Here is a 23767-nt window from a genome sequence, read left to right on the forward strand (position 1 = left end):
ACATCACTCAGACGAGCGTCATGCGCGGGCCGACGGCCTGCCGACGTGACACCGGTGCCCCCTGAGGCAACCCTGGTCACAGGCGAACCGCCGGCGTTCACGCACGTACGTCCCGCACGACAGCACGGCGCTCCCTCCGGTGCAGGAGGGGGCGCCGTGCTCGTTCCTGAGGAGACACGAGATGACGACGATCAGAGGAAGCGGCATGGACCGCCGCCGCTTCCTGGCGAGAACGGGCGGGGCCGCGATGGCCGCGCTGATGGGGCCGACATTACTCGGCGGCTGCTCCCGCGTCGGGACCGGAAACACTTTCGACCGCGTCCGTGAGCAGGGCTACATCAACGTCGGCTTCGCCAACGAGGCCCCCTACGGCTACACCGACCTGGCCACCGGCAGGCTCACCGGCGAGTCGCCCGAACTGGCCCGCGCGATCTTCGCGGAGCTGGGCGTCGACGACCTCCGCGGCGTCCCCGTCAGCTTCGACGGCCTGATCCCCGGACTCATCGGCGGCCAGTTCGACATGGTCGCCGCGGGAATGGCCATCGTCCCCGACCGCTGCCGGCAGGTCGCGTTCACCAACCCCGACTACCTCAGCCGCACCGCCTTCCTGGTCCCCAAGGGCAATCCCGCCGGCATCGAGGACTTCTCGTCGATCGCCGACAACCCCGACCTCACCCTGGCGGTGATGAACGCGACCGTGGAACAGCAGATGGCCGCCCAGGCCGGAGTCCCCGCCGCCCAGGTGCAGACCGCCCCCGACACTCCCAGCGCCTACGAGCTGCTGGAGACCGGCCGCATCGACGCCGTCGCGCTGACCGCGATCTCGCTGCGCTGGATCCTGAAGACCCGCGGCGGGCCCTTCGAGGTGACCGAGGCGTTCTTCCCGGTCGTCGACGGCGAGGAGGTCATCGGCGGCGGCGGATACGCGCTGCGCAAGGAGGACACCGACATGCTCGCGGCCTTCAACGAGAAGCTGGAGGAGTTCAAGGAGAGCGGGCGGCTGCTGGAGATCATCGAGCCGTTCGGGTTCTCCGAGGACGAGCTCCCCGGCGACCTGACGGCCGAGCAGCTGTGCTCGGCCTGAACCCCGGGGAGCCGCAATGACCTTCTTCACCGACTCACTTCCGCTCTACGTCAACGGCGCCTGGTACACGCTGCTCATCACGCTCGGCGGGTGCGCGCTCGCGTTCGTGATCTCGATGGCTGTCGGCATCGTCGGCGCGACGCGCAACCCCTGGGCCCGCGCCGCTGCCACCGTCTACGTCGAGGTGTTCCGCGGCGTCGCCGCCCTCGTGCTGATGTTCTGGCTCTTCTACGCCATGCCGCTGGTGACCGGCTACCGGCTGGAGCCGGTGTTCGCCGCGATCCTGGCGTTGGGCCTCAACGTGGGCGCCTACGGGGCGGAGAACGTGCGCGGCGCCATCAACGCCGTGCCCAAGGCGCAGTACGAGGCGACCATCGCGCTCAACTTCAGCGCGTTCCAGCGCATGCGCCTGTGCATCCTTCCCCAGGCGTGGGCGCAGATGCTGCCCACGTTCGGCAACCTCGCCATCGAGCTGATGAAGGGCAGCGCCGTGGTCTCGCTGATCGCGGTCTCCGACATCACCTTCGTCGCCCAGCAGCTGCGCACTTTCTCCGGTGAGACGCTGCTGGCGTTCGCCAGCGCGCTCGTCATGTACTTCGCGATCGCCCAGGTGATCCTGTTCTTCGTGCGTATGGCCGAACGGCGGGCCAACCGGCGGCTCGGCCGCCTGCCCGCCCGGACCGCACCGTCCTGGGCGGCGCGGACGCTGCTGGGTGCCGGGCGTGAGAAGGGACGTGCTGCGTGATGTTCGACTGGGGATTCGTTGGCGAGGCACTGCCGGACCTGCTCAATGGACTCCGCTACACCTTGCTGGCGACGGCGCTCGGCTACGTGTTGGCGCTGCTGCTCGGCCTGGTGGTGGCGATGACCCGCAGGGCGGCGCCGCAACCGATCGCCGGGGTGGTCTTCTGGGTCATGGAGTTCATCCGCTCCACGCCCCTGCTGGTGCAGCTCTTCTTCATCTTCTACGTGCTGCCGGGCATCGGGATCTCGCTGAGCCCGTTGACCGCCGGTGTCATCGGGCTGGGCGTGCACTACGCCGCCTACACCGCCGAGGTCTACCGGTCCGGGATGGAGGGTGTCCCCAAGGGCCAGTGGGAAGCCGCTCGGGCGCTCAGCCTGCCGGTGCGCCGTACCTGGTCGGCGGTGATCCTGCCACAGGCGATCCGCAGGGTGATCCCGGCCCTGGGCAACTACCTGATCGCGATGTTCAAGGACACGCCCCTGCTGTTCGCCATCACCGTGCCCGAGATGTTGTTCGAGGCCAACCGCCTCGGCGGCACGCACTTCAAGTACCTGGAGACGATCTCCGCCGTCGGCGTGCTGTTCATCATCGTCAGCGCGCTGTCCGCCGTCCTGATCCGAACCCTGGAGCGACGCTATGCCGCGGTCTGACGACATCCACACCAACCGTCCCGATGCCGATGACGCGGGCGAGGCCCCCCGTCCGCGCGCGGAGAACGGGCAGGGCGGGGCCAATGGGAAAAGCGGCGACCAGCCGCTGATCCGCTTTGAGCGGGTCGTCAAGCAGTACGGCGATAACGTGGTGCTCCGCGAGCTCGACTTCTCGGTCGACGCCGGGGAGCGGGTGGCCCTCATCGGCCCCAGCGGGTCGGGCAAGACCACCATCCTGCGCCTGCTGATGACGCTGGAGCGCGTCAACGGCGGCGTTATCTGGGTGAACGGCGATCCCCTGAGCCACATGTACAAGTCGGGGGAGAGCGGCGAGCTGGTCCCGGCCACCGAGAAGTACCAGCGCGAGGTGCGCAAGAAGATCGGGATGGTCTTCCAGCAGTTCAACCTGTTCCCGAACATGAGCGTGCGGCGCAACATCACCGAGGCACCCGTCCACAGCCTGGGGATATCCCGGGACGAGGCGAACCAGCGTGCCGAGGAGCTGCTGGAGATGGTCGGGCTGAGCGACAAGGTCGACGCCCACCCCACGCGGCTGTCCGGTGGCCAGCAGCAGCGGGTGGCGATCGCGCGGGCGCTGGCGATGCGCCCGGAGATCCTGCTGCTCGACGAGGTCACCTCGGCGCTGGACCCGGAGCTGGTGGCCGGCGTGCTCGACGTGCTGCGCGAGATCGCGCGTACGACGGACATCACCATGCTCTCGGTGACCCACGAGATGGGCTTCGCCCGCGACGTCTCGCACCGGGTGCTCATGTTCGACAACGGCCAGATCGTGGAGGAAGGGCCGCCCGAGCAGATCTTCGGTGAGCCCCGGGAGGAGCGCACCAAGTCCTTCCTGCACGCCGTGCTGGAGAGCAGCTGAGCCGGGGAGGGCGGCGTCGGCGGCGGGCGCCGCGCCTCCGCCGCCCTCCCCGGCTCAGGCGCGGCAGGGTCCGTGCCACCCTGGAGGCATGGCACGCCTGCTCATCGTTCACCACACGCCGTCGCCGTCCATGCAGACCCTGCTCGAAGCGGTGCTGGAGGGCGCGCGCAACGACGAGATCGAGGGCGTCGAGGTGGCGACGCGCCCCGCCCTCGGAGCCACCGTTTCCGACGTGCTCGCGGCGGACGCCGTCATCGTCGGCACCACCGCGAACATCGGCTACATGGCCGGCGCCGTCAAGCATTTCTTCGACACGGTGTACTACCCCTGCCTGACCGACACGAGCGGGCTGCCCTACGCCCTGTACGTGCACGGTAATAACGACACCACCGGGGCGGTCCGCGCGGTGGAGGCCATCGCCAAGGGGATGTCGTGGGAGCGCCACCGCCCGCCGGTCTCCGTTATCGGGGAGGTGGGGCGCGATGACCGTGAGGCGTGCTGGGAGCTGGGCGCGGTCTGCGCGCTGGCGGCCCTGGAGCGGTCCGGGGAGGGGTGATCCGACCAGGGGTTCACCACGCCGAGGAATTGCGACATACCGGAGTCATTGCACTACTTTTAGCTTCTCTCGGGGCAGACTGATGCTCTGACCAGGGGGAGAAAGCACGTGGCAGTGGCATACAGGTGGGCACTGGCGGCCGGTCTGCTGTGTGGTGCGGCGGCGCTGGCGGTCGCTCTGGCCGTGCATGACGTGCGGTTCTACAACCTGACGTGGTTGCAGGCTCCCGTACCCGGGGCGGTATGGCTCCCCACGCTCACGGGCATCGCGCTGGCCTGGGTGCTCACGGAGCGGGCCTACGTTCGCGATCTGGACGAGCGCACATGGCGCGCGCTGCGCGGCCACCCGATCGGGAGCGAACTGACCTGGCTGCTGATCTTCCTCGCCTGCTTCATCGGCGGGTCCGCCCTCCTGGCGACCGTGTTCGGGCAGCTGCTCGCGGGGGTGCCCTTCACCCCGGTGGTCCGCGTCATCTTCCTGTTCATGCTGCCGATCCTGTTCGTCGACCGCGCCGGCTTCACGCTCACCGGCTACGGCGCCGCGATGCCCGCGCATGTCCTGCGGGTGGCCGAGGCCAAGCGCTGGCTGGGCGTGGTCCCGCTGATCGCCTGCTGCGCCCTGGCGGCCGTCTCGGTGTACCCGACGTCCCCACCGACACCGAAGCTGGTGATCCTCGCTGCCGCGGTCGGGTTCATCACGGTCGCCATCCCCGAGGAGGTCTTCTTCCGCAGCATGCTGCAGTCCCGGCTGGAGCGGCTCGCCGGGCGCTGGGCCGGAATCCTGCTCTCCTCGCTGCTCTACGCCCTGACCTACGCGGTGTTGGGCTCCTACAACGAGTTCAGCCCGCTGCCCGAAGGCGAGCTGCACTCCGACGTCGCGCACGCGCTGCTGACCTACGGCGTGCTCGGCGTGCTCTACGGGTACGTGTGGGTCTGCTACCGCAACCTGTGGCTCAATGTCGCGCTGCACGGAGCGCTGGCCCTCGTGGTCGCGTCCCCCGCCCTACTCATTCTTTGACCAATGCCGCGAATGGTCACGTAACAATGCCATTCAGGTAAAGTGCTGGTGAGGGGCGTGATGCCTCATCTTCCGATGCGCGGATGTCCCCCGCTGATCCGCGCGGTCTCCAATGAGCCAGATGCCGGGCAGCCGGCTGTTCGCGTGTCACCGAAGCGGTCCGGTCGTGGCGTCTGCCCCGGGCGTGAGAGAGGGGGAAGAGATCAAGGCGAGCACGGACACCGCGGCCATGACAACGTGGACGACTCCGAGCCGTCGAGCGCGGATCGCCGAGCACACCATCCTCCTGGCCGGGGCTGCGATCTTTCTCACGGCCGCGATCAGCCTGCTGGTCACCGGCCACACCACGATCCCCACGTCCGCGGACTACCGCCCGGGGCCGCTGTGGACGCTGTGGCTCCCCGTCGCCGCGGCGCTCCTCCTCATCCGGGTGCTGCCGTGGCGCGTCCCCGACACCGACATGACCCGGCGGGTCCGTGAGCGGCTGAAAGGGCGCTCGTTCCGACGCGAAATCGCGCTGCTGCTCGGCTGCATGGTCGGCTTCTACGTCGGCGACCTCGTCCTCTACCCGGTGTTCTGCCTGGTCGACGCGTCCTTGTGCGCGCTGTCGTACTACACCTCCAAGGTGTTCTTCCTGTTCATCACGCCGCTGGTGTTCATCGGCAGCTACGGGATCATGCGCCATGCCAGCGGTCCCGACCTGGGCGGCCTGGCGGTACGGGCGGGTGAACCGTGGCGCTGGGCGGGCATGGGAGCCGTCGTCGCCTACCTGGCGATGGTCTTCGCGCCGTGGGCGTCGCACCCGCCCGACCTGGGACGTGTCCCGGAGAGCTACGCGCTGCTGGTGGTGCTCGCGCTGAGCGTGGTGGGGACATCGCTGCTGGAGGAGGTCTTCTTCCGCGCGATGCTGCAGACCCGGCTGGAGATGCGGTTCGGCCGCTGGCCCGGCATCGTCCTCGCCGCCCTGTGCTACGGGGTGACCGGGATCGTCGCCACCAGCTACCCCGACGACCTGTGGATCGCACTCGGCACGGCGATCAGCGTGCAGGGGGTGGCCGGGCTGATGTACGGCTACCTCTGGTCGCGCTACCGCAACATCTGGCTCAACTTCCTGCTGCACACCTGCGCCACCACGCTGGCCCTGATCCCGCTGACGCACACCCTCGCCGGCCGGCCGTGACCGCGCCGGTGGCGGCGCGAACGCCGCCGCGCCGGCACCGGCCCTCGACGGTCGCCGAGGGATCGATTGGTCCACCAGGTGACGGACTACTGGTACTTACCGCAGGTGCGGCACTTTCCCGAGGAATTGCTGCTGTTGGGCGCTCCGCAGTGTCGGCACGCCCAGGTATCGGTCGCGCCGGGGCCGCGGCAATATGCGCGCACAGCGATCATTCGGGAATCGGCAACCCTGTCGATGTGGACCAGATGCCGCACGTGGTGGGGGATGGTTTCGGCCTCGGAACCCGGCAGCAGCACGGTCTTGGGGGTGCCATCGAGGCAGTCGGCGATCCGGGCCCACGCGCGTGGCGTCATCAGGACCTCCATTCAGCGAGAGCCCATCGTATAAAGGTCGCTTCGGCCGTCGCTTAATGTCGGGGGAATACGACATGCGACGGCGCCTGATCGCCTACGGGGGAGCCATGACCGAATCGAACGGCACGATTCTGGCCGAAGAATTGCTGCTGATCTGCCACGACCCCGTCACCGGACGTCCGCTGGCCGATGCCAACCGGGTGCAGGTGGCGCTCGCCGGGGCACTGCTCGCCGACCTCGCTCTGGCCGACCGGATCCGGGTCGACGAGCGCGGCTACGTCTACGGCCTGCACCCCGCCCCGAGCGGCGACCCCGATCTGGACGCGCTGGCCCAGCGCATCGCGATGGAACAGCGCCACCGCAAGCTCACGTGGTGGGTGCACAAGACCATGTCCAACAAGATCAGAACGGGGCTGCTCCATCGGGTGGCGTACCGCGGCCTGATGCGCCATGAGCAGGACCAGGTACTGGGCATCTTCCCGCGCAACCGCTACCGCCCAGCGGATCCGGCCGCCCACGCGTGGCGGCGGGAGCGGATGCGCGCGGTACTGGTCGCCGAGCGCGCGCCCGACCCCGGCACGGTGGCGCTGCTCGCGCTCGCGGGTGCCATGCGCGTCGACGGCAAGCTCTTCCCCGAGCTGCCGCGGCCGCAACGCCGGTGGCTGATGAAGGCAGTCGTCGAGAACGACGGCATCGGACAGGTCGTCCGCAAGGTAATCCAGTCGGTCGAGGCGTCGACGATCGCCGTCATGGGCGCGGTCGTGGTGGCCGGCGCCGCGGGAGGGAGCTGACCCCCGTCGTTTCGGGGCCGTCGGCGCCCCTCGCCGCGCCTGGCCCCGTGCTCTCGGCATCACCGGCTTCCACCAGCCCCTGCTCCCTCCCGTACCGCGCTTCCCCCTCAGCCCCCGGGGCCCTCTCCGCACCTTGGCGGCCCCCAGTGCGGACGCGGGCGATTTGTACCAATCAGGTCCATATGCGAGAAGATCGGGGTAGACGTTGCTAGTGAGGTGCGCGTACCCCCGAAGAGCGGGTATGGACTACGCGAAGTCGTAATGACATGGACATAAGGCTGTCCGTGCGCGTTCATGACGATGGGGGAGTTTGCGCACCGTGAGTGTGGAACCGGTGTACATGGGGCAAAGTGGCGAGAACCTTCCAGCGGAACGCTACCTGGATCGTGAGGAGGGCTGGCTGCGCTTCAACCAGCGCGTGCTTGAGCTCGCCGAGGACACCGACATCCCCCTTCTGGAGCGCGCCCGCTACCTCGCCATCTTCTCCAGCAACCTCGACGAGTTCTTCATGGTCCGGGTCGCGGGGCTCAAACGCCGCCTGGCCACCGGCCTCGCGGTGGCGTCGCCCAGCGGTCACCACCCTCGCGACCTGCTGGAACGCATCTCCGAGGTCGCACACGATCTGATGCTGCGCCACGCCCGCTGCTTCCACGGCTCGGTCCGCCCGGCCCTCGCCGAGGCGGGCATCCGCATCCTGCGCTGGGACGACCTGGAGGAGACCGACCGCCAGCGCATGCACCGGTTCTTCCGACGGTCCATCTACCCCGTGGTGACACCGTTCGCGGTCGACCCCGCCCACCCGTTCCCCTATGTCTCCGGCCGCTCCCTCAACCTCGCCGTCACCGTCGGCGATCCGCGGACCGGGCGCGACACCTTCGCCCGCATCAAGGTCCCCTCGGTACTGCCGCGGTTCATCGAGGTGTACAGCGAGCACTTCGTGCCGGTCGAGGACGTCATCGCCGCGCACCTGCCGCAGCTGTTCGAGGGCATGGAGGTGATCGAGCACCACGCCTTCCGCGTCACCCGCAACGTCGACCTCGAAGTCGACGAGGACGAGACCGACGACCTCGTCCAGTCGCTGGAGAACGAGCTGCTGCGGCGCCGCTTCGGTCCGCTGGTGCGGCTGGAGGTCGAGGAGACGATCTCCAACGACGTGCTCGACATCCTGCGCAAGGAACTCGGAGCCGAAGAGGAGGAGGTCTACCGGGTGCCCGGACCGCTCAACCTGGCCGGGCTGGACCAGATCGCCGACCTCGACCGCCCCGAGCTGACCTTCTCCCCGATGGTGCCCGTCGAACCCCGCCGCCTGATGAACGGCGACGTCCTCTCGGCGATCCGCGAGCGCGAGCTGCTGGTGCAGCACCCTTACGAGTCGTTCACGGCCACCACCGAGCGGTTCATCGCGACGGCCGCCATCGACCCCAACGTCGTGGCGATCAAGCAGACTCTCTACCGCACCAGCGGCGACTCACCGATCGTCACCGCGCTGATCGAGGCGGCCCGCGACGGCAAGGAGGTCACAGTGCTCGTCGAGATCAAGGCGCGGTTCGACGAGCAGAACAACATCCAGTGGGCGCGCAAGCTGGAAGACGCGGGGTGCCACGTCGTCTTCGGTGTCGTCGGCCTCAAGACGCACTGCAAGCTCTCCCTGGTCGTGCGCCGGGAGGACGACGGTTCTCTGCGCCGCTACTGCCACGTCGGGACCGGCAACTACAACCCCAAGACCGCTCGCATCTACGAGGACTTCGGGCTGTTCAGCGCCGACCCCGACGTGGGCGAGGACCTGAGCGACCTCTTCAACCAGCTCACCGGCTTCTCCCGGAAGAAGGAGTACCGGAGGCTGCTGGTCGCTCCCGGCGGGCTGCGCGAGTCGCTCATGTGGCAGATCCAGAACGAGATGAACAAGCACGCCCAAGGCGAGCCCGCGCGCATCAGGATCAAGGTCAACTCGCTGGTCGACGAGGACATCGTCGACGCCCTCTACGAGGCGTCCCGGGTGGGCGTCCCCATCGACTTGTGGGTCCGGGGCAGCTGCGTGCTCCGTCCGGGGATCCCCGGGCTGTCCGAGACGATCCGCGTCCGCAGTATCCTCGGACGGTTCCTGGAACACTCACGCGTCTTCATCTTTGAGAATGGGGGGGAACCGCAGGTCTGGATCGGAAGCGCCGACCTCATGCCGCGCAACCTCGACCGCCGGGTCGAAGCGCTCATCCGCGTGACCGATCCCGATCACCGGATGCGCCTGGTGGGAATGCTGGATCTGGCGATGGCGGAGAGCACCTCCTCCTGGCGGATGGAGTCCGACGGCGGGTGGACACGCGTCACCCGCGACGCCTTGGGCGAGCCCCTCCTGGATCTGCAGAACACCCTGCGCGGTGACCGCCACCTGCGGGCCGTCGATGGCTGAAAAGACCGACACGCACGCCGAGACCGGTTCCGACACAGTCGACCCGGCCGCCTATATCCCGGAGGAGGCCACCATCACCAGCGCCTTCCCGCCCCGAGACACCGCTCCGGCCGGGTACATGGAGCCCATCCGCGCCGCGGGCGCGGTGCTGTGGCGGGACGTCGACACCGCCGGAGGCGCGGGTCGCGGGAAGGAGCGCCAGATCGCCCTCATCCACCGGCCGGACCGCGAGGACTGGACCCTCCCCAAGGGCAAGGTGAAGAACGGCGAACACCTGCTCACCGCAGCCGTACGCGAGGTGACCGAGGAGACCGGGCTGCGCCCGGTGCTGGGACGCCGCATCCCGCCGCAGCGCTACCTCAAGAGCGGCTGGCCCAAGCAGGTGGAGTGGTGGGCCGCCACGGCGTCGGGGCCATCGTCGTTCTCACCGAACGAGGAGGTCGACGCGCTGGAATGGGTGTCGATCCCCGAGGCGCGGGAACGGCTCAGCTACGACCATGACGTGCAGGTGCTCGACAACATCGTGTCCGGCCCGCTGGCGACGTTCCCGGTGATCCTGATGCGGCACGCGTCGGCGGGGGAGAAGAAGAGCTGGGACGACAACGACCTGTTGCGCCCGCTGGACGAGGTCGGCCGCTCCGACGCGCTGGAGCTCGCCGAGGTCCTGTCCTCCTTCGGCACGCCGCGCGTGGTGAGTTCGGCGGCGGCCCGCTGTACCGAGACACTGCTGCCCTACGCGGTGGCCTACAACGCGCCCATGCGGACCGAGCGGGCGTTCACCGTGCAGACCGTGGACCGGTCGGCCCCCGCCTACGACCGGCAGGCCGCGCACGACGCCTTCGCCGAGGTCCTGCAGGAGGGTGAGCCGACGGTGGTGTGCACCCACGGCGAGCTCGTCACCGAGATGATGCGCGACGCGCTCGGGCGGCTGGGCGCCCCGGTTTCCCAGCAGCTGTCGCTGCGCAAGGGCACCTTCTGGGTGGTGCACGTGTCGGCCGCGGACCGCACCCTGGCCGCGATCGAGCGCCACACGGTGCGCGGCTGAGGCAGGCGGCGGGGGTCCGCCGCCCGGCCCCCTCCCCGGAGCGAATGCCGGGGCCGGGACGACGGGCCCCGGAAGGGGCTGCGAGGATGCCTCTATGGCCACAAAGAAGGTTTCGCGTAGCGTCGTGATCGCCGCTCCGGCGGAGAAGATCTTCGACGTCCTCGCCTCCCCCCACCGCCACCCCGAATTCGACGGGTCCGGCACCGTCAAGGGACAGATCCGCGGCCCCGAACGGCTGGAGCTGGGCGCCGAGTTCGGCATGGACATGCGCCTCGGCGTCGGTTACCGCATTACCAACCGGGTGGTGGAGTTCGCCCCCGACCGGCTGATCACCTGGCGGCACTTCGGCCCCCACCGCTGGCGCTGGGAGCTGGAGCCGCTCCCGGACGGGACGACGCGCGTCACCGAGACGTTCGACTACTCCGCCAGCCGGGTCGCGTTCGCTTACCAACTCGCCGGTCTACCGTCCCGCAACGCCCGGTCGATCGAGCAGACGCTGCCGCGCCTCAAGCACCTCGTCGAGGACGCCGCCTAGAGCGGACCGAACGCGCGTCCGCCGCCCCGGCGGCCCCGCAGCGCCGTTCGAGGGTGGTGTTCCACAGCGCCTGGAAAGCATCCCCCGCTCCGGGACCGAATCACGCGGGGTAACACTGCACCTCGGCGGCCTTCACCCCGACCCACAACCGGCTCCCCACTTCCAGGCGCAGCTCGGCCAGGGCGGACGGGGTGATGTCCGCGCTCATCTCCAGTTCGCCGTCGAGGTGCACGCGGACCTGGTCGCCGAAGCGCTCGATGCCCTGGATGGCCATCCGCCACACGTTGCGGGGCGTGCCCACGGGCCGTTCCCGGTAGAGCGCGACGGCGCGCGGTGGGAACGCGACGAAGACGTCGCCCGCGTGGGCGTGGCCGACCTCGATCGAGGTCGGCGCGGCCGCGCCGACGACCGGGGGAGACGGGCCCTGGACCACGACCCGCGTCCCTTCGGCCCGGCCCCGGTAGAGGTTGAGGCCGACCAGCCGGGCCACGTAGGCGGTGCGCGGGCGCTGGGCGATGTCCACGGGCGGCCCCTCCTGCACGACCGCGCCGTTCTCGATCACCGTCACCCGGTCGGCGAGCACCATCGCGTCCAGCGGGTCATGCGTGACGAGCACCGCCACACCACCGAAGCCGGCGAGGTGGGCGCGCAATCGCGAGCGAACCTCCACCCGGGTGTGCGCGTCGAGCGCGGCCAGCGGCTCGTCGAGCAGCAGCAGCCGCGGATCGGCGGCCAGCGCCCGTGCCAGGGCGACCCGCTGGGCCTGCCCGCCGGAGAGCAGCCGGGGACGGGTGCGGGCGTAGGCGGCCAGTCCCATCCGGTCCAGCCACTCCGCGGCGCGCGCACGGGCGGCGGCCCGCCCCAGGCCGCGGCAGCGCGGCCCGAAGGCCACGTTGTCCACCGCGCTGAGGTGCTCGAACAGGAGGTAGTCCTGGAACACCATGCCGATGGGACGGCGCTCGACAGGAACCCGCGCGAGGTCGGTGCCGTCCACGAGGATCCGGCCGTCGGTCATCGGGGCCAACCCGGCCAGCGCCCGCAGCGCTGTCGACTTCCCGGCGCCGTTCGGGCCGAGGACGGCCAGCACCTCGCCCGAGGCGGCCGTCAGCCCGACGTCGAGCCGGAAGGTACCCCGCTCCACCTGAAGGCGGGCGTCCAGGGCGGGGAAGGCGGCCGCCGCCGCGGCCGTGCTTTCGTCCTCCGCTCGCCGAGCGGCGGCGTTCTCGCGTCCCCCGCTCACAGCGCCCTCACCCACCGGTCCCGCAGGCCCACCAGGATGGCGATGCTGACCAGGAGGAGCACCAGGCTCACCACGATGGCGGTCTCGGGATCCCGCTGCATCTCCAGATAGACGGCGATCGGCATCGTCTGCGTGCGGCCGGGGAAGTTCCCGGCGAAGGTGATGGTCGCGCCGAACTCACCGAGAGCACGCGCCCAGCACAGCACCGCGCCCGCCAGCACGCCCGGCAGCACCATCGGCAGGGTCACCCGGCGAAAGATCGTCGCCCGCGTGGCCCCGAGCGTCGCGGCCGCCTCCTCGTAGCGCCGGTCGGCACCACGCAGCGCCCCCTCGACACTGATCACCAGGAACGGCATGGCCACGAACACCTGCGCCACGACCACCGCCGGAGTCGTAAACGGCATCGAGTAGCCGAACCCGTCGTACAGGAACTGGCCCACCACCCCGCGCCGTCCCAGTGCCAGGAGCAGGGCGACACCGCCGACGACGGGCGGCATCACCATCGGTACGGTCACCAGCGCCCGGACGAACCGGCGCCCGGGAAACGCGGTCCGCGCCAGCAGCCACGCCAGCGGGACGCCGAGCACGAGCGCGACACCCGTCGCGACGGTCGCGGTCGTCAGTGACAACGCAAGCGCGGCGCGGATCTCGGGTTCGAGCAGCCGGGTGCCGAGCGTCGACCACGGAGCACGCAGCAGCAGCCCGGCCATCGGCAGCGCCAGGAACACCAGCCCGCCCAGCGCCGGAATGACGAGCAGCCAGGGGAACCTCCCCGAACGCGCCCGCACGCGCTCGCCGGGGCGATCGCCGCCCGCTCGCCGGTCGCCTCCGGCAGCGCCCCGCGACCGCGCGTGCACGGTGACGGGGGCGTCGCCGTCGCCGTCAGGAGGTGCGGAAGCCCGCATCACGCAGCACCTTCTCACCCTCGGGGGACCGGACCAGCTCGATCCAGGACCGCGCCAGCTCCGGTTCGGAGGCCTCGGACAGCGGAGCGATGGGGTAGTCGTTGACCGCCTGCCCCGCGGCGGCGAAGTCGATGCCGTCGACCGCGTGGTCGGCGGCGGTGATGTCGGTCGCGTACACCAGGGCGGCGTCCACCTCGCCGAGCGTGACCTTGGTCAGCGCCGCCCGGACGTCCTCCTCCTCGGACGACGGGGCGACCTCGACACCGGCCGCGTCCAGTGCCGTTCGGGCGGCGGCGCCGCAGGGAACCTGCCGCGCGCAGAGGGCGACCGTCACGTCGGGGTCCGCGAGGTCGTCGAGGCCGGCTATACCGGCGGGGTTGCCGGGCGGCACGGCGATGCGCAGGGTGTTGCGGGCGAACACGACGGGCGGGTCAGCGGTGCGGCCGCCATCGTCGACCTGGTCCATGGTGGCGGGGTTCGCGGAGGCGAACACGTCGGCGGGCGCGCCCGCGTCGATCTGCTGGGCGAGGGTGGAGCTGCCCGCGAAGTTGAAGTCCACCGTGGTGCCCGGGTGCGCCTCCTCGAAGCGTTCGCCCAGTTCGGTGAAGGTGTCGGTGAGGGAAGCCGCGGCGAAGACCGTGAGGGTCGCCCGGCCGTCGGCCGCCGAGCCGTCGGTGCCGCCGCACCCCGCCGCGCTCGCGAGCAGCGCTCCGGCCAGCAGCGGGGCGCCGACCATCCGGTGCGCGGCGCTCCCGGACGGGGCGGCCCTAGGCATGGTGGGTCCCCTTCGAGGTGTCGCTCTCCACGATGACGTTGGTCGACTTCACGATCGCGCTGGCCACGGACCCCACCTCAAGTTCGAGATCCTCGGCGGCCTCCCTGCTCATCAGCGACACCACGCGGTGCGGTCCGGCCTGGATCTCCACCTGCGCCATCACGTCACCGAGCACGACATCGGTGACCAGCCCGCGGAAGCGGTTGCGGGCAGAGGACAGTCGTCGCGCCGGGTCCTCACCGGAGTCGGTGTCCGCGTGGGCGCGGGCTTCGTCCCGCATGAACGCGGCCAGCGCGGTGCCGTCGACGATGCGCTGCCCGTTCCTGTCGCGTACAGCCGCGAGGCGGCCGGAGTCCACCCAGCGCCGCACGGTGTCGCCGCTGACCCCGACGAGCGCGGCGACCTCGCTGATCCGAAAGTTCGGCATACGACCGAGCATAGATTGTGCACATGCAAGGGGAAACCGTGGATTCCTTCGGGCTTGCCTGGCTAGGGGTGCTGATCCCTTGGCAGAAGCGACGAGTGAGCCTCCGGGCCGTTGCGGTCTCGCACGGATCGCGGAGCGTGCGGGAACCGTGTCCGCTGGGCGGCCGTGTCGGCGGTCGGCTCATCCTGACCGATGTTCGGTGGTGAAAAGCGGCGCCGAGTGCGGAGAGGGTTCGGGCGCCGGTCCTCTGGCGGGTGCGGCGGCGGGCGAGTGGCGTCGGCCCGCTCGCCGGGCACCTTCCCGGTGAAGCGGGGAGAGCGGCGGTGGGCGTGGGGCGCGCCTGTATTTCGCGCGATGATCATGGGAATTCTCCCGACAAAACGGACGGAATCGGGTTCATGACCATGATCATCGCCAGAGGGAGCCCGGGGCGGGATTGTGGTCTCGTGTCGCGGAAGACCCTTTACGCGAAGCGAGAAGAGCCCCGTACACCGCGATCCCGGCTCGGCCGCCCCCGTGGGAGGCCGGCGTCCGCAGCCCCCTTTCCGCCGTTGGTGCCGCTTTTCACCACCGAACACCGGTCAGGATGAGCATCGACAAGGCCGCCCAGCAAACCCACTGCCCCATGGCCCACCCTGGTGAGAGTGGTGGGGCCGGTGCGCCGTTGCCCCCGCACCTCCACGCGTAGTGACAGCACTACCCGTCACTCACCTGGTGTCCTCATCGCCGCGTCGGCCCGGTGGCTCTAGATTGAGCGGGAAACATCCGGATCACCGCGGGAGTAGGGCGAACATGGCGGGCACGCGTGCGGCCGGTGGGCGAAAGCGCGCGGTGCGGGCCGCCGCCGAGCTCGTCTTCGCGCGGTCGTGGGGCGAGCGCCTGATCGGGGTGCTGCACCTCATGGCGTCGCTCGTGCTCTCCGCGCTCTACCTCCTGCCGGCGGTGATGCTGGCGGTCGCGGTGGCCTGGGTCGTCCTGCGGGCCTCCGGGCTGGTACTCCAGATCGGCGAGCGGGTCGCCCAGGACCTGACCGTCACCCTCCACCTCGGCGACCTGGTGATCGAGGGCCTGATCTTCCTGGTCCTCTTCCCGCCGCTGGCGACGCTGATCGCCCGGCTCTCGTGCGCCGTCCAGCGCAACCGGCTGGAGAGCGTCTTCGGCGTCACCGGGCCCGGCGCTCTCATCCTGGAGTCGCTGTCCACGGGCCGGTTCCGTGTCCTGGGCTTCCTCTTCGGCCGGGACGCCTGGACGGCCGTCGTCTACAGCACCGCCGCCGGTCTGCAGGGGCTCTTGTCCGGCGGGATCACCATCGGCCTCGTCGTCTACGGGATCGCCATGTCGATCGGCTCCTTCCTGGGGCTCGGCTACCTCGTCATCGACGGCGCCGCGGCCGACATCGCGCGGCTGATCACTGTCATCGTCGGCGGGCTGCTGTCCGCGCTCCTCGGGCTCCTGCTGGTCCCGCTGCTCGTCGGCTTGGAGGTCGAGGCGGCGCGTCGGCTGCTGCTCGACGGCGCGGACGTACGCGTCCGGAGGCGGCTGCTGGAGGTCCAGGACAGCCGACTGCGGATGGTCGACGCCGCCGAGTCCGAGCGCCGCCGGATCGAGCGCGACCTGCACGACGGCGCCCAGCAGCGGCTTCTCGCCGTCACCATGACCCTGGCCCGCGCCCGCTCCCGGTTCGACCGCGATCCCGACCAGGCCCGCGACCTGCTCGACCAGGCACAGACCGAGGCCAAGGAGGCCATGGCCGAGCTGCGCGAGGTCGCCCGCGGCCTGCACCCGCGCGTGCTCACCGACCACGGGCTGGAGGCGGCGCTGCCCGTCGCCGCGGGGCGCTGCCCGGTGCCGGTCCGTGTCGATGTCGACCTGCCCGATCGGCCGTCCCACCGGGCGGAGGGGATCGCCTATTACGTCGTCTGCGAGGCGCTGACCAATGTGGCCAAGCACGCGGGCGCGGATAACGTCGCGGTACGCGCGGAGCGGGTCCGCGACCACAGCCGCGACGACCTGCTTCGGCTCACCGTTACCGACGACGGTGCGGGCGGCGCCGATCCCGACGCCGGAACCGGGCTGTACGGCCTGTGGGACCGGGTCAACGCCGTGGACGGCACGCTGCGCGTGCACAGCCCCGCGGGTGAGGGCACCGTCCTGACCGCGGATATCCCCTGGGAGGCATAGACAGCGATGCGGATCATCATCGCCGAGGACTCGGTGCTGCTGCGCAGCGGCATGGCCAAGCTCTTGGAGGACGAGGGTGTGGAGATCCTCGCGCAGGTGGGCGACGCCAAGGAGCTGCTCGCGGCGGTCGCGGAGCACGATGCCGACCTGTGCCTCGTGGACATCCGGATGCCGCCCACCTACTCCGAGGAGGGCATCCAGGCCGCGATCGAGATCCGCACCGCCCACCCGGACGTCGCCGTCCTGCTGCTCTCCCAGCATGTGGTCAGCAGGTACGCGGCCGATCTGCTCGGCGGGGGCGCCACCAAGGTCGGCTACCTGCTCAAGGACCGCGTCGCCGACATCGACGAATTCCTCGACACGCTGCGCCGGGTGGCGGCCGGCGGGACCGCTATCGACCCCGAGGTGGTGGCGCAGCTGCTCAGCCGCCGACACGACAGCGAGCTGGACCGGCTCAGCCCGCGCGAGGGCGAGGTCCTGGAGGTGATGGCGCAGGGGCTGAACAACGCGGGCATCGCCGCGCGGCTGTTCATCACCGAACGCGCCGTCGAGAAGCACATCCGATCCATCTTCACCAAGCTCGACCTGGGCCAGGACGACCATGACCACCGCCGTGTGCTGGCGGTCCTGCGCTACCTGCGCGGGAGCGAGGTCGAGGCCTCCGGCGCGCCGACCGGTCGACCGGAACCAGGAGGGGCGACGAGCAAGGGGGCTGACTCCCCGGAGAGGTAGGGACATGACGTTCACCAGCAGGGGGCTGTACGCCTCATCCAGCAAGGTGCCGCGGCGGCGCAGGCCGCGCGTCGGCTGGCTCGTCCTGGGGGCGATCGTCGCGGTCGCGGCACTGGTGCTCGGCGCGCTGGTAGCGCTGGCGGACGTCTCCCTCGACCGGGAGGAGAAGGCCGCGTCGTTCAGCGGGGTCGGCGGACTCGTGGTGCGGAACCAGACCGTCGGGGACATCCGCCTGACCGGGACCGAGGGGGACGCCGTCACCGTCGAGCGGACGTCGCGCGGTTCGCCGCTGGCCGAGCCGGTCGAGTCTCTCACCGAGAACGGCGATGAGCTGCGGGCGGAGGCGCGGTGCGAGGGCCCCGCACTGTTCGTGTTCGGGTCCTGCCGAGTGGACTACGTCATCGGCGTACCCGAAGGCACCTCGATCAGCGTCGAGACCGGCTCCGGCGCGGTCGACGCCGTGTCGTTGGATGCGGACCTGAAGGTGTCGTCCGCGTCCGGGACGGTCGAGGTGGACGGCATGCGGGGGGACGTCACCGCCTCCACCTCCTGGGGCGAGATCGAGCTGGAGGGCGTCGAGGGCAGCATCGATCTGGAGACGAGGTCCGGCGGTATCGAGGCCTCGGGATCCGGTGACAGCGCCCGCGCGGTGTCCACCTCGGGCAGCGTGGACCTGGACGACTTCTCCGCGACGACCGTCGAGGCGAGCTCCACCTCGGGCGGTGTGGAGCTCGGCGGCGGGTTCGAGACGGCCGATGTCAGTTCCACCTCCGGGCACGTGGCCATCGAGACCGCGGGGCCGTTCCAGCGGATCACGGCCGAGAGCACCTCGGGCGGCGTCGACATCGAGGTTCCGGCCGGGACCTACGACGTCAGCGCCGAGACCGGCAGCGGCGGTCGCGACATCGGGGTCGGCACCTCCCCGGACGCCTCCGCCCGGATCGAGGCGAGGACGACGAGCGGGTCGCTGAGCATCCAGCCGGAGGACTGACTCCACGGAACCAGGGCTTGGCTGACCCGCTCGTCGGCCCGGCGCCGGGCCGAGCACTGCCCCCGATGTCCTACAGTGCGCCTTACTGAGCCTTCGCCCGCGATGTCGGTGACACCGTTGGCGGAAGTTCGGTAGCGCGTGCTGATCACTCGGTATCGGGAGAGAGCGGGGCCGGATGGCAGGAACATCGTTGGCGGGCTCAGGGAGGGGTTCCCTCGCGGTGGACGTGCTCCCGATGGAGGCGACGCGGCTCGGCGACGTCATGCGCGACATCTTCCTCGTGCAGTCGGCGCCGGAGCAGTGGATCATCGTCGCCGCGGGCGTCCTCGCCCTCCTCGTGGTGCTGGCGCGCGGCCCGTGGCGTGTCGCGCGCAATGTGGTGACGATCGTGCACGAGGGCGGGCACGCGCTCGTCGCGCTGCTCTGCGGCCGCCAGCTCTCCGGTATCCGACTGCACTCCGACACCTCCGGGGTCACGGTGACCCGTGGCAGGCCCGACGGCGTCGGCATGGTCCTGACCGTCCTGGCCGGGTACATCGCCCCGTCGATCGTCGGCCTCCTGGGCATCCTGATGCTCGCTGGCAACCGGATCACCGCGCTGCTGTGGATCAGCATCCTGCTGCTGCTCGCCATGCTGCTGCTGATCCGCAACATCTACGGCGTGCTGTCGGTGGTCGGCACGGGACTGGTGATCTTCGGCGTCTCGTGGTTCACCCCGGCCGATGTGCAGGCGGCGTTCGCCTATTTCTTCACCTGGTTCCTGCTGCTCGCCGGGGTCCGTCCGGTGTTCGAGCTGCAGGCGCAGCGCAGGGCGATGCCCACGCCGCAGTCCGACGCCGACCAGCTCGACCGGCTCACCGGCGTTCCGGGCACCGCCTGGGTGTTCCTGTTCGGTCTCGTCAACGTGGCGGCGCTGGGGACGGGCGTCTGGCTGCTGATGTTCTGATCGGTCGGTCCGGGGCAGAACGAAAAGGAACACAGCTGAGGGGCGCCGCGCGGTGATCGCGCGGCGCCCCTCAGCTGCGTCTGGGTCGTGGTGTCGTCGCCGACGCCCCCTCAGCCCGTGGGGCTCTCCAGCGGTGCGGCGAGCGCGGCGTCGACGGTCGGGAACACGGGGATGCGCGTGTTGATGCGGGTGACGTGCAGCAGGCGCGCGACACGGTCCGTGGGGGCGGCGATGAACACGCTGGTGTCGTGCTCCCTGGCGATCTTGTGCGACTGGATGAGGACGCGGAGTCCGCTGGAGTCGATGAACCCGAGCCGGGAGCAGTCCAGAACGACGCGGCCGTGGGCCTGGGGGTCCACGGCGTCCAGGACGGCCTGGTGGAACTGGTCCTCGGTGGCCATGTCGATCTCGCCGTCGAGGGCGATGACGAGGCCGTCGTCGTGGTTGCGGGTGGTGATCGTGAGCGCGGGCATGGAATTGGCTCCGGGGTGAAGCGCCGGCACCGGCGGCAGATCGGACAGGGCCGCGGTCCGGATGGTCTCCGTCCTCGGACGTGCGGCGAAGACGCGGGTCGTCGTGTACCCGGGCACGCTGCTGCGGCTGAACTGCTGTGTCATCGGTGTGCTACCCCTCATGCCGACAGTGCGGACTGCCAGGCATTCGTGTGGTGGTCCGCCGTCCGGTGGTGACTGTGACGACGTGGCGATTCCGACGTCGGCTCGGGGCGCCCGGCGGGATGTGCTGCTGGCTGCGGCCTGGGCGGCCTTGCGTGTGTTCCGCGGTGTGCGGATGTCGCGTCGGCTCGGTCCTAAGACGCTTAGAACAAGCATCCGCACCGCACCATACCACAAGGTCGTGGCCGTTTCGTGATGTGAGTGAAGCGGGAGTGTGTTCCAGGGGATGGGGTTGGTCACCCCGGTGCGGACGGGCCGCCGCGGAGCGTGGTGTTAGGCTCACGGTGACCAAGCAATTGCTTGTTTTATGGAGGCGTCCATGGCCATCCAGTTCGCCAGAGCCACGGCGCGCGTTGGCGCGTACGTCACCGGCGTCGACCTCCGAAAGGAACTCTCCGACGCCGAGATCGCCACGATCTATCAGGGGCTCCTCGACCACGGCGTGCTGTTCTTCCGCGACCAGCACATCACCGACGAGGAACACCTCCGCTTCGCTCTGCGCTTCGGCACGCTCAGCGTCCCGCCGCTCAAGGCGCGCCCGGACACCGGCGACCCCGTCGCCGACTCCGTCCACGTGCTTAACCAGACCAGCCCCAAAGGCGAGGGAGGGGACAACTGGCACGCCGACAACACGTTCATGCCCGAACCGCCGATGGGGTCGCTGCTGCGCGCCATCACCCTGCCCACGGTCGGCGGCGACACCCTGTGGGCCAGCGCCTACGCCGCCTACGACGACCTGTCCCCGCAGATCCGGGAGCTGGCCGAGAACCTGGTCGGGATCCACGACATCACCCCGGGAGCGACGAAGGCGATCGCCAAGGGCCACGCCCTCGACCTGGAGAAGCTGCGCCGCGACTGGCCGCCCGTCGAGCACCCGGTAGTGCGTGTCCACCCCGAGACCGGACGCAAGCTCCTCTACGTCAACCGCAGCTCGGTCACCCGCCTCAAAGGGCTGAGCCCCTGGGAGAACGAGGCGCTGCTGCCCCTGCTGTGCGACCAGGTCCGGCACCCGGAGTTCCAGGTTCGGCTGAAGTGGGAACCGGGCACCATGGCGTTCTGGGACAACCGGGCCGTGCAACACTACGCGGTGCCCGACTACACCGAGCGCCGGGAGATGCACCGCGTCACGGTCGACTTCGCCCGGGGCTTCACCGACTGATCCGCGACGCCCGTGGCCGCCTTCGACGTGTGAGCGGCCGGGCCTCCCTCACAGCGGGAGCTTGCTGGCCTGCCGCGGATGGGGTGCCTCGCGCGGCCCTTCCTGTTGCAGTACCCACGTGCACGCCGACAGGGTGAGCGGGACGGCCACGGTCAGCGCAAGGGCGGGGATGGCGATGCCGGAGTCGTTGACGGCGAATCCGACGAGCGCGGTGACCAGCGATCCGGTGAGCCCGGCCCGCAGGGTGGGCGCGTACTCATAAGCGCGCTGCAGCGCGCCCATCCTCCAGTCGGTGGGCTTGTTCAACACGGCGAACAGGAACAGCAGCGCGCACGCCGAGAGGAGGGTGAGCTGCCAGTTGCCCAGTGACCCGAGCATCGCGGCCAGCTTGCGGCTGATCACCATGACCGCCTCGCCGCCGGTGAGCTGGTCGAAGAAGTGCCCGAAGTGGCTGCGTTCGCCGGACGGCCGCAGGAAGTCGAGGTAGGCCAGCAGGCCGATGACGACGAGTGCCGCGGTGACGATGCCCAGCCCCCACCGCCAGGTGACGCGCTGGCCGGCGATCATCAGCACCGTTACCGCCAGCCCGGGGATGATCGCGATGACCCCGCCGAAGTCGGTGCCCAGTCCCGGCCAGCCGATCACGAAGAGCGTGGCCGTCCCCACGAGCAGCGCGGTCGCCACGGCCGCCGTCCTGCTCCCGAGCCGGACCAGGTAGTGGCCGATCCCCGCCACCGTCATCAGCATGCCGGTGGCGAAGGTCGCGAACGCGATGTTGCCCAGGCCGTAGAAGCGCCCGGCGACGATGGGGGTGTAGCCCGTCGGCGAGTTGAGCTGCAAATTGGCGCCAGTGCACATGTCGACGAACAGGACGGCGGTGGTGATGCCCGCGACCGCCGTCATCGGGCCGAGGATGCCGCGCCGCCAGGGGCCCGCCATGGAGATGGCGACCACCAGCAGGTCGGTGAGCAGCACGCAGCCGATCAGGGCCAGCTGCGGCACGTCCGCCGACCACCACGGGATGAGGTTGGACAGGTAGCTGGAGACCGGGAACGCCGCGCCGCCGAGCGCCACCACGCGCGTGACCGATAGCACCAGGGAGCGCTTCTGGCGGTCCCGGTCGCCGTAGCGGTGCAGGGCATAGGCGGCCGCGGCGTAGATGAGCAGCTGCAGCGCCACGAAGAACGCGAAGAACCCCGCGGTCAGCGCCCCCACCACGCGCGCGGCGGTGTTGAGGTCGGCGAGGCCGCCGATCGCCGCCCTGAAGTCGGCGGGGCGCTCCTCCCGCTTCCAGACCCGCCCCACCGTGCCGTCGACGGGCAGGCCCATCGTGCTGGCGACGGTGGTGGTGGCGTCGGTGAGGGTCACCAGGCCGTCGCGCCGGGTGGAGTCGGAGGTCAGAAAGCCGCCGTCGAAGCGCGTGCCGCGCGGCCCCGGGCCGTGCATGAGCGCCGCGTTGAGGTTGGACGCGCCGGCCTCCACCGACACCCCCGCCACCATCAGCGAGGTGTTCTCCGGAAGGAGGTCGAGCACCCGCCCGAGCTTCTCGTCGATCCCGGCCAGCGCCTCCAGCCGGTCCTCGTGCTGGATCGGGTCGGGCTCCGGTTCCTCCTCGGCGTCGGGGCCGTCCTCGTCGACCTCGGCGTCGGGGTCGACCGGCGGGTCGAGGTAGAGGTCCGCGAGGCCGTCGAGGTCGATGACCGCCAGCCTCGCCGCGTTCAGGTCCGAGCGCCGCAACCCGCCGACCTCACCGATGTAGCGGTCGATCCGCCCGTCGCGGTCGGCCGCGGCCAGCGCCGCCCCGGCCCCGACCGCCAGGGTCGCGCCGCCGGCCTCCCGCACGGCCCCGCCGAGCGCGCCCACGCGCGCTCCGTAGGGGGAGGTCGCGTTCTCCTCGATGAAGTTGTCGTAGTCGGGGAAGACCGCGCCGCGTCCGTCGCGCTCGGGGGCGACCGGCAGCTCGCAGATGGAGTACTGCTGGCGCTCGCTGAATGCGCGCTGCCCGGCGGAAAGGGTCAGCCAGCCGTCGACGGGGCAGGTGCGGGAGGTGGCGGTGCGGATCGACATGTCGCCGATGGCGCTGTTCTTGGCGAGGTCCCACAGCACCGGCATCGTCGCGGGGTCGATTTCCTCCCACATCAGGCCCGGCACCCCGACGACCACCACGGGGCTGTGCCCCCGTTGTGCGGCCGGGACGGAGGAGGCGGCAGGGGCGCCCGCCCGCGCGTCGGGGGCGAGGACGATGACCAGGGCCAGGGCGGCGAGGACGGCGTGCAGGCGGGCGAGCGGGCGGAGGTGTCGACGGAGGGCGCCGTCCATCGCGCGTATCAGCGGCCCGCTTTGTGCCATGGCGCCACTCCCTCATTCCGCCGTCGGCCGAGCACGCAGAACACAGTATCCGCACGGTTACCGCGATCGTGGGATATGCCTCGGCGCCGCGTCGTTCGCCGTTCCCGCCGTTGATGCGGTGCTATGAGGGGCCGTCACGTCGGGA

Annotated in this window: 23 protein-coding genes; 16 read left to right on the plus strand and 7 right to left on the minus strand. The window is 70.5% G+C overall.

What is annotated here, in order from left to right:
• Window positions 1-181 precede the first annotated feature (181 nt).
• From ehuB to ABD259_RS03275, 7 genes are all read left to right on the plus strand, one after another.
• Window positions 182-1084: an ectoine/hydroxyectoine ABC transporter substrate-binding protein EhuB gene (gene ehuB, locus ABD259_RS03245; protein WP_344099139.1), complete on the plus strand. Its 903-nt coding sequence runs from the start codon at window positions 182-184 to the stop codon at window positions 1082-1084.
• A gap of 16 nt (window positions 1085-1100) precedes the next feature.
• Complete coding sequence (gene ehuC, locus ABD259_RS03250; protein WP_344160065.1) at window positions 1101-1829, plus strand: ectoine/hydroxyectoine ABC transporter permease subunit EhuC; 729 nt, start codon at window positions 1101-1103, stop codon at window positions 1827-1829.
• The gene (gene ehuD, locus ABD259_RS03255) at window positions 1829-2479 is read left to right on the plus strand and encodes an ectoine/hydroxyectoine ABC transporter permease subunit EhuD (protein WP_344099678.1); all 651 of its coding nucleotides are present in this window, start codon (window positions 1829-1831) and stop codon (window positions 2477-2479) included. The genes ehuC and ehuD overlap by 1 nt, the downstream gene beginning before the upstream one ends.
• Window positions 2466-3359 (plus strand): ectoine/hydroxyectoine ABC transporter ATP-binding protein EhuA, encoded by an 894-nt coding sequence (gene ehuA, locus ABD259_RS03260; protein WP_344160068.1) that lies wholly within the window; start codon window positions 2466-2468, stop codon window positions 3357-3359. Before ehuD ends, ehuA begins: the two co-directional genes overlap by 14 nt.
• 88 nt (window positions 3360-3447) lie before the next feature.
• A complete protein-coding gene (locus ABD259_RS03265; protein ID WP_344099133.1) occupies window positions 3448-3915 on the plus strand; it encodes a flavodoxin family protein in 468 nt (155 codons plus the stop codon).
• 108 nt (window positions 3916-4023) lie between these two features.
• Window positions 4024-4932, plus strand: a complete 909-nt coding sequence (locus ABD259_RS03270; protein WP_344099131.1) for a CPBP family intramembrane glutamic endopeptidase — start codon at window positions 4024-4026, stop codon at window positions 4930-4932.
• A gap of 184 nt (window positions 4933-5116) precedes the next feature.
• Window positions 5117-6112 (plus strand): CPBP family intramembrane glutamic endopeptidase, encoded by a 996-nt coding sequence (locus ABD259_RS03275; protein ID WP_344099129.1) that lies wholly within the window; start codon window positions 5117-5119, stop codon window positions 6110-6112.
• 86 nt (window positions 6113-6198) lie between these two features.
• Here ABD259_RS03275 and ABD259_RS03280 read toward each other — a convergent pair whose 3' ends face one another.
• Window positions 6199-6477 carry a hypothetical protein gene (locus tag ABD259_RS03280; RefSeq protein WP_344160071.1) on the minus strand — a complete coding sequence of 93 codons (279 nt, stop codon included), beginning with the start codon at window positions 6475-6477 and terminating at the stop codon, window positions 6199-6201.
• 62 nt (window positions 6478-6539) lie between these two features.
• On the opposite strand from ABD259_RS03280, the gene ABD259_RS03285 reads away from it, so the two are divergent.
• The 4 genes from ABD259_RS03285 to ABD259_RS03300 all read left to right on the plus strand — a co-directional run bounded on the left by ABD259_RS03285 (window position 6540) and on the right by ABD259_RS03300 (window position 11243).
• Complete coding sequence (locus ABD259_RS03285) at window positions 6540-7256, plus strand: GOLPH3/VPS74 family protein (RefSeq protein WP_344160074.1); 717 nt, start codon at window positions 6540-6542, stop codon at window positions 7254-7256.
• Window positions 7257-7596: 340 nt separating this feature from the next.
• Window positions 7597-9663 (plus strand): RNA degradosome polyphosphate kinase, encoded by a 2067-nt coding sequence (locus tag ABD259_RS03290; RefSeq protein WP_344099676.1) that lies wholly within the window; start codon window positions 7597-7599, stop codon window positions 9661-9663.
• The gene (locus tag ABD259_RS03295; protein WP_344099123.1) at window positions 9656-10708 is read left to right on the plus strand and encodes an NUDIX hydrolase; all 1053 of its coding nucleotides are present in this window, start codon (window positions 9656-9658) and stop codon (window positions 10706-10708) included. The genes ABD259_RS03290 and ABD259_RS03295 overlap by 8 nt, the downstream gene beginning before the upstream one ends.
• 94 nt (window positions 10709-10802) lie before the next feature.
• Window positions 10803-11243 (plus strand): SRPBCC family protein, encoded by a 441-nt coding sequence (locus ABD259_RS03300; protein WP_344099121.1) that lies wholly within the window; start codon window positions 10803-10805, stop codon window positions 11241-11243.
• A 100-nt stretch (window positions 11244-11343) separates the two neighbouring features.
• Here the strand turns inward: ABD259_RS03300 and ABD259_RS03305 are convergent, their stop codons facing one another.
• The 4 genes from ABD259_RS03305 to ABD259_RS03320 all read right to left on the minus strand — a co-directional run bounded on the left by ABD259_RS03305 (window position 11344) and on the right by ABD259_RS03320 (window position 14590).
• Window positions 11344-12402: an ABC transporter ATP-binding protein gene (locus ABD259_RS03305; RefSeq protein WP_344099674.1), complete on the minus strand. Its 1059-nt coding sequence runs from the start codon at window positions 12400-12402 to the stop codon at window positions 11344-11346.
• A gap of 77 nt (window positions 12403-12479) precedes the next feature.
• Window positions 12480-13388 carry an ABC transporter permease gene (locus ABD259_RS03310; RefSeq protein ID WP_344160077.1) on the minus strand — a complete coding sequence of 303 codons (909 nt, stop codon included), beginning with the start codon at window positions 13386-13388 and terminating at the stop codon, window positions 12480-12482.
• Entirely contained in the window at window positions 13366-14163 is a 798-nt protein-coding gene (modA, locus tag ABD259_RS03315) for a molybdate ABC transporter substrate-binding protein (RefSeq protein WP_344099117.1), read from the minus strand. The genes ABD259_RS03310 and modA overlap by 23 nt, the downstream gene beginning before the upstream one ends.
• Window positions 14156-14590, minus strand: coding sequence for a TOBE domain-containing protein (locus ABD259_RS03320; protein WP_344099115.1), 435 nt, complete (start codon window positions 14588-14590; stop codon window positions 14156-14158). Before ABD259_RS03320 ends, modA begins: the two co-directional genes overlap by 8 nt.
• Window positions 14591-15382: 792 nt before the next feature.
• Between ABD259_RS03320 and ABD259_RS03325 the strand changes: the two genes are divergently transcribed.
• The 4 genes from ABD259_RS03325 (at window position 15383) to ABD259_RS03340 (ending at window position 19440) form a co-directional block, all read left to right on the plus strand.
• Window positions 15383-16771: a sensor histidine kinase gene (locus ABD259_RS03325; RefSeq protein WP_344160080.1), complete on the plus strand. Its 1389-nt coding sequence runs from the start codon at window positions 15383-15385 to the stop codon at window positions 16769-16771.
• A 6-nt stretch (window positions 16772-16777) separates the two neighbouring features.
• Window positions 16778-17503: a response regulator transcription factor gene (locus ABD259_RS03330; RefSeq protein ID WP_344160083.1), complete on the plus strand. Its 726-nt coding sequence runs from the start codon at window positions 16778-16780 to the stop codon at window positions 17501-17503.
• Window positions 17504-17507: 4 nt separating this feature from the next.
• Entirely contained in the window at window positions 17508-18494 is a 987-nt protein-coding gene (locus ABD259_RS03335) for a DUF4097 family beta strand repeat-containing protein (RefSeq protein ID WP_344160086.1), read from the plus strand.
• Window positions 18495-18729: 235 nt separating this feature from the next.
• Window positions 18730-19440, plus strand: coding sequence for a M50 family metallopeptidase (locus tag ABD259_RS03340; RefSeq protein ID WP_344099672.1), 711 nt, complete (start codon window positions 18730-18732; stop codon window positions 19438-19440).
• Between the two features lie 110 nt (window positions 19441-19550).
• Here ABD259_RS03340 and ABD259_RS03345 read toward each other — a convergent pair whose 3' ends face one another.
• Entirely contained in the window at window positions 19551-20057 is a 507-nt protein-coding gene (locus ABD259_RS03345; protein ID WP_344099107.1) for an STAS domain-containing protein, read from the minus strand.
• 376 nt (window positions 20058-20433) lie between these two features.
• On the opposite strand from ABD259_RS03345, the gene ABD259_RS03350 reads away from it, so the two are divergent.
• Window positions 20434-21273: a TauD/TfdA dioxygenase family protein gene (locus tag ABD259_RS03350; protein WP_344099105.1), complete on the plus strand. Its 840-nt coding sequence runs from the start codon at window positions 20434-20436 to the stop codon at window positions 21271-21273.
• 48 nt (window positions 21274-21321) lie between these two features.
• On the opposite strand, the gene ABD259_RS03355 is transcribed toward ABD259_RS03350, so the two are convergent.
• On the minus strand, window positions 21322-23622 hold the full coding sequence (locus tag ABD259_RS03355) for a hypothetical protein (RefSeq protein WP_344160089.1): 2301 nt from the start codon (window positions 23620-23622) through the stop codon (window positions 21322-21324).
• Window positions 23623-23767 lie beyond the last annotated feature (145 nt).

The sequence above is a fragment of the Nocardiopsis rhodophaea genome (assembly GCF_039530945.1).
Classification (GTDB): Bacteria; Actinomycetota; Actinomycetes; order Streptosporangiales; family Streptosporangiaceae; genus Nocardiopsis_C; species Nocardiopsis_C rhodophaea.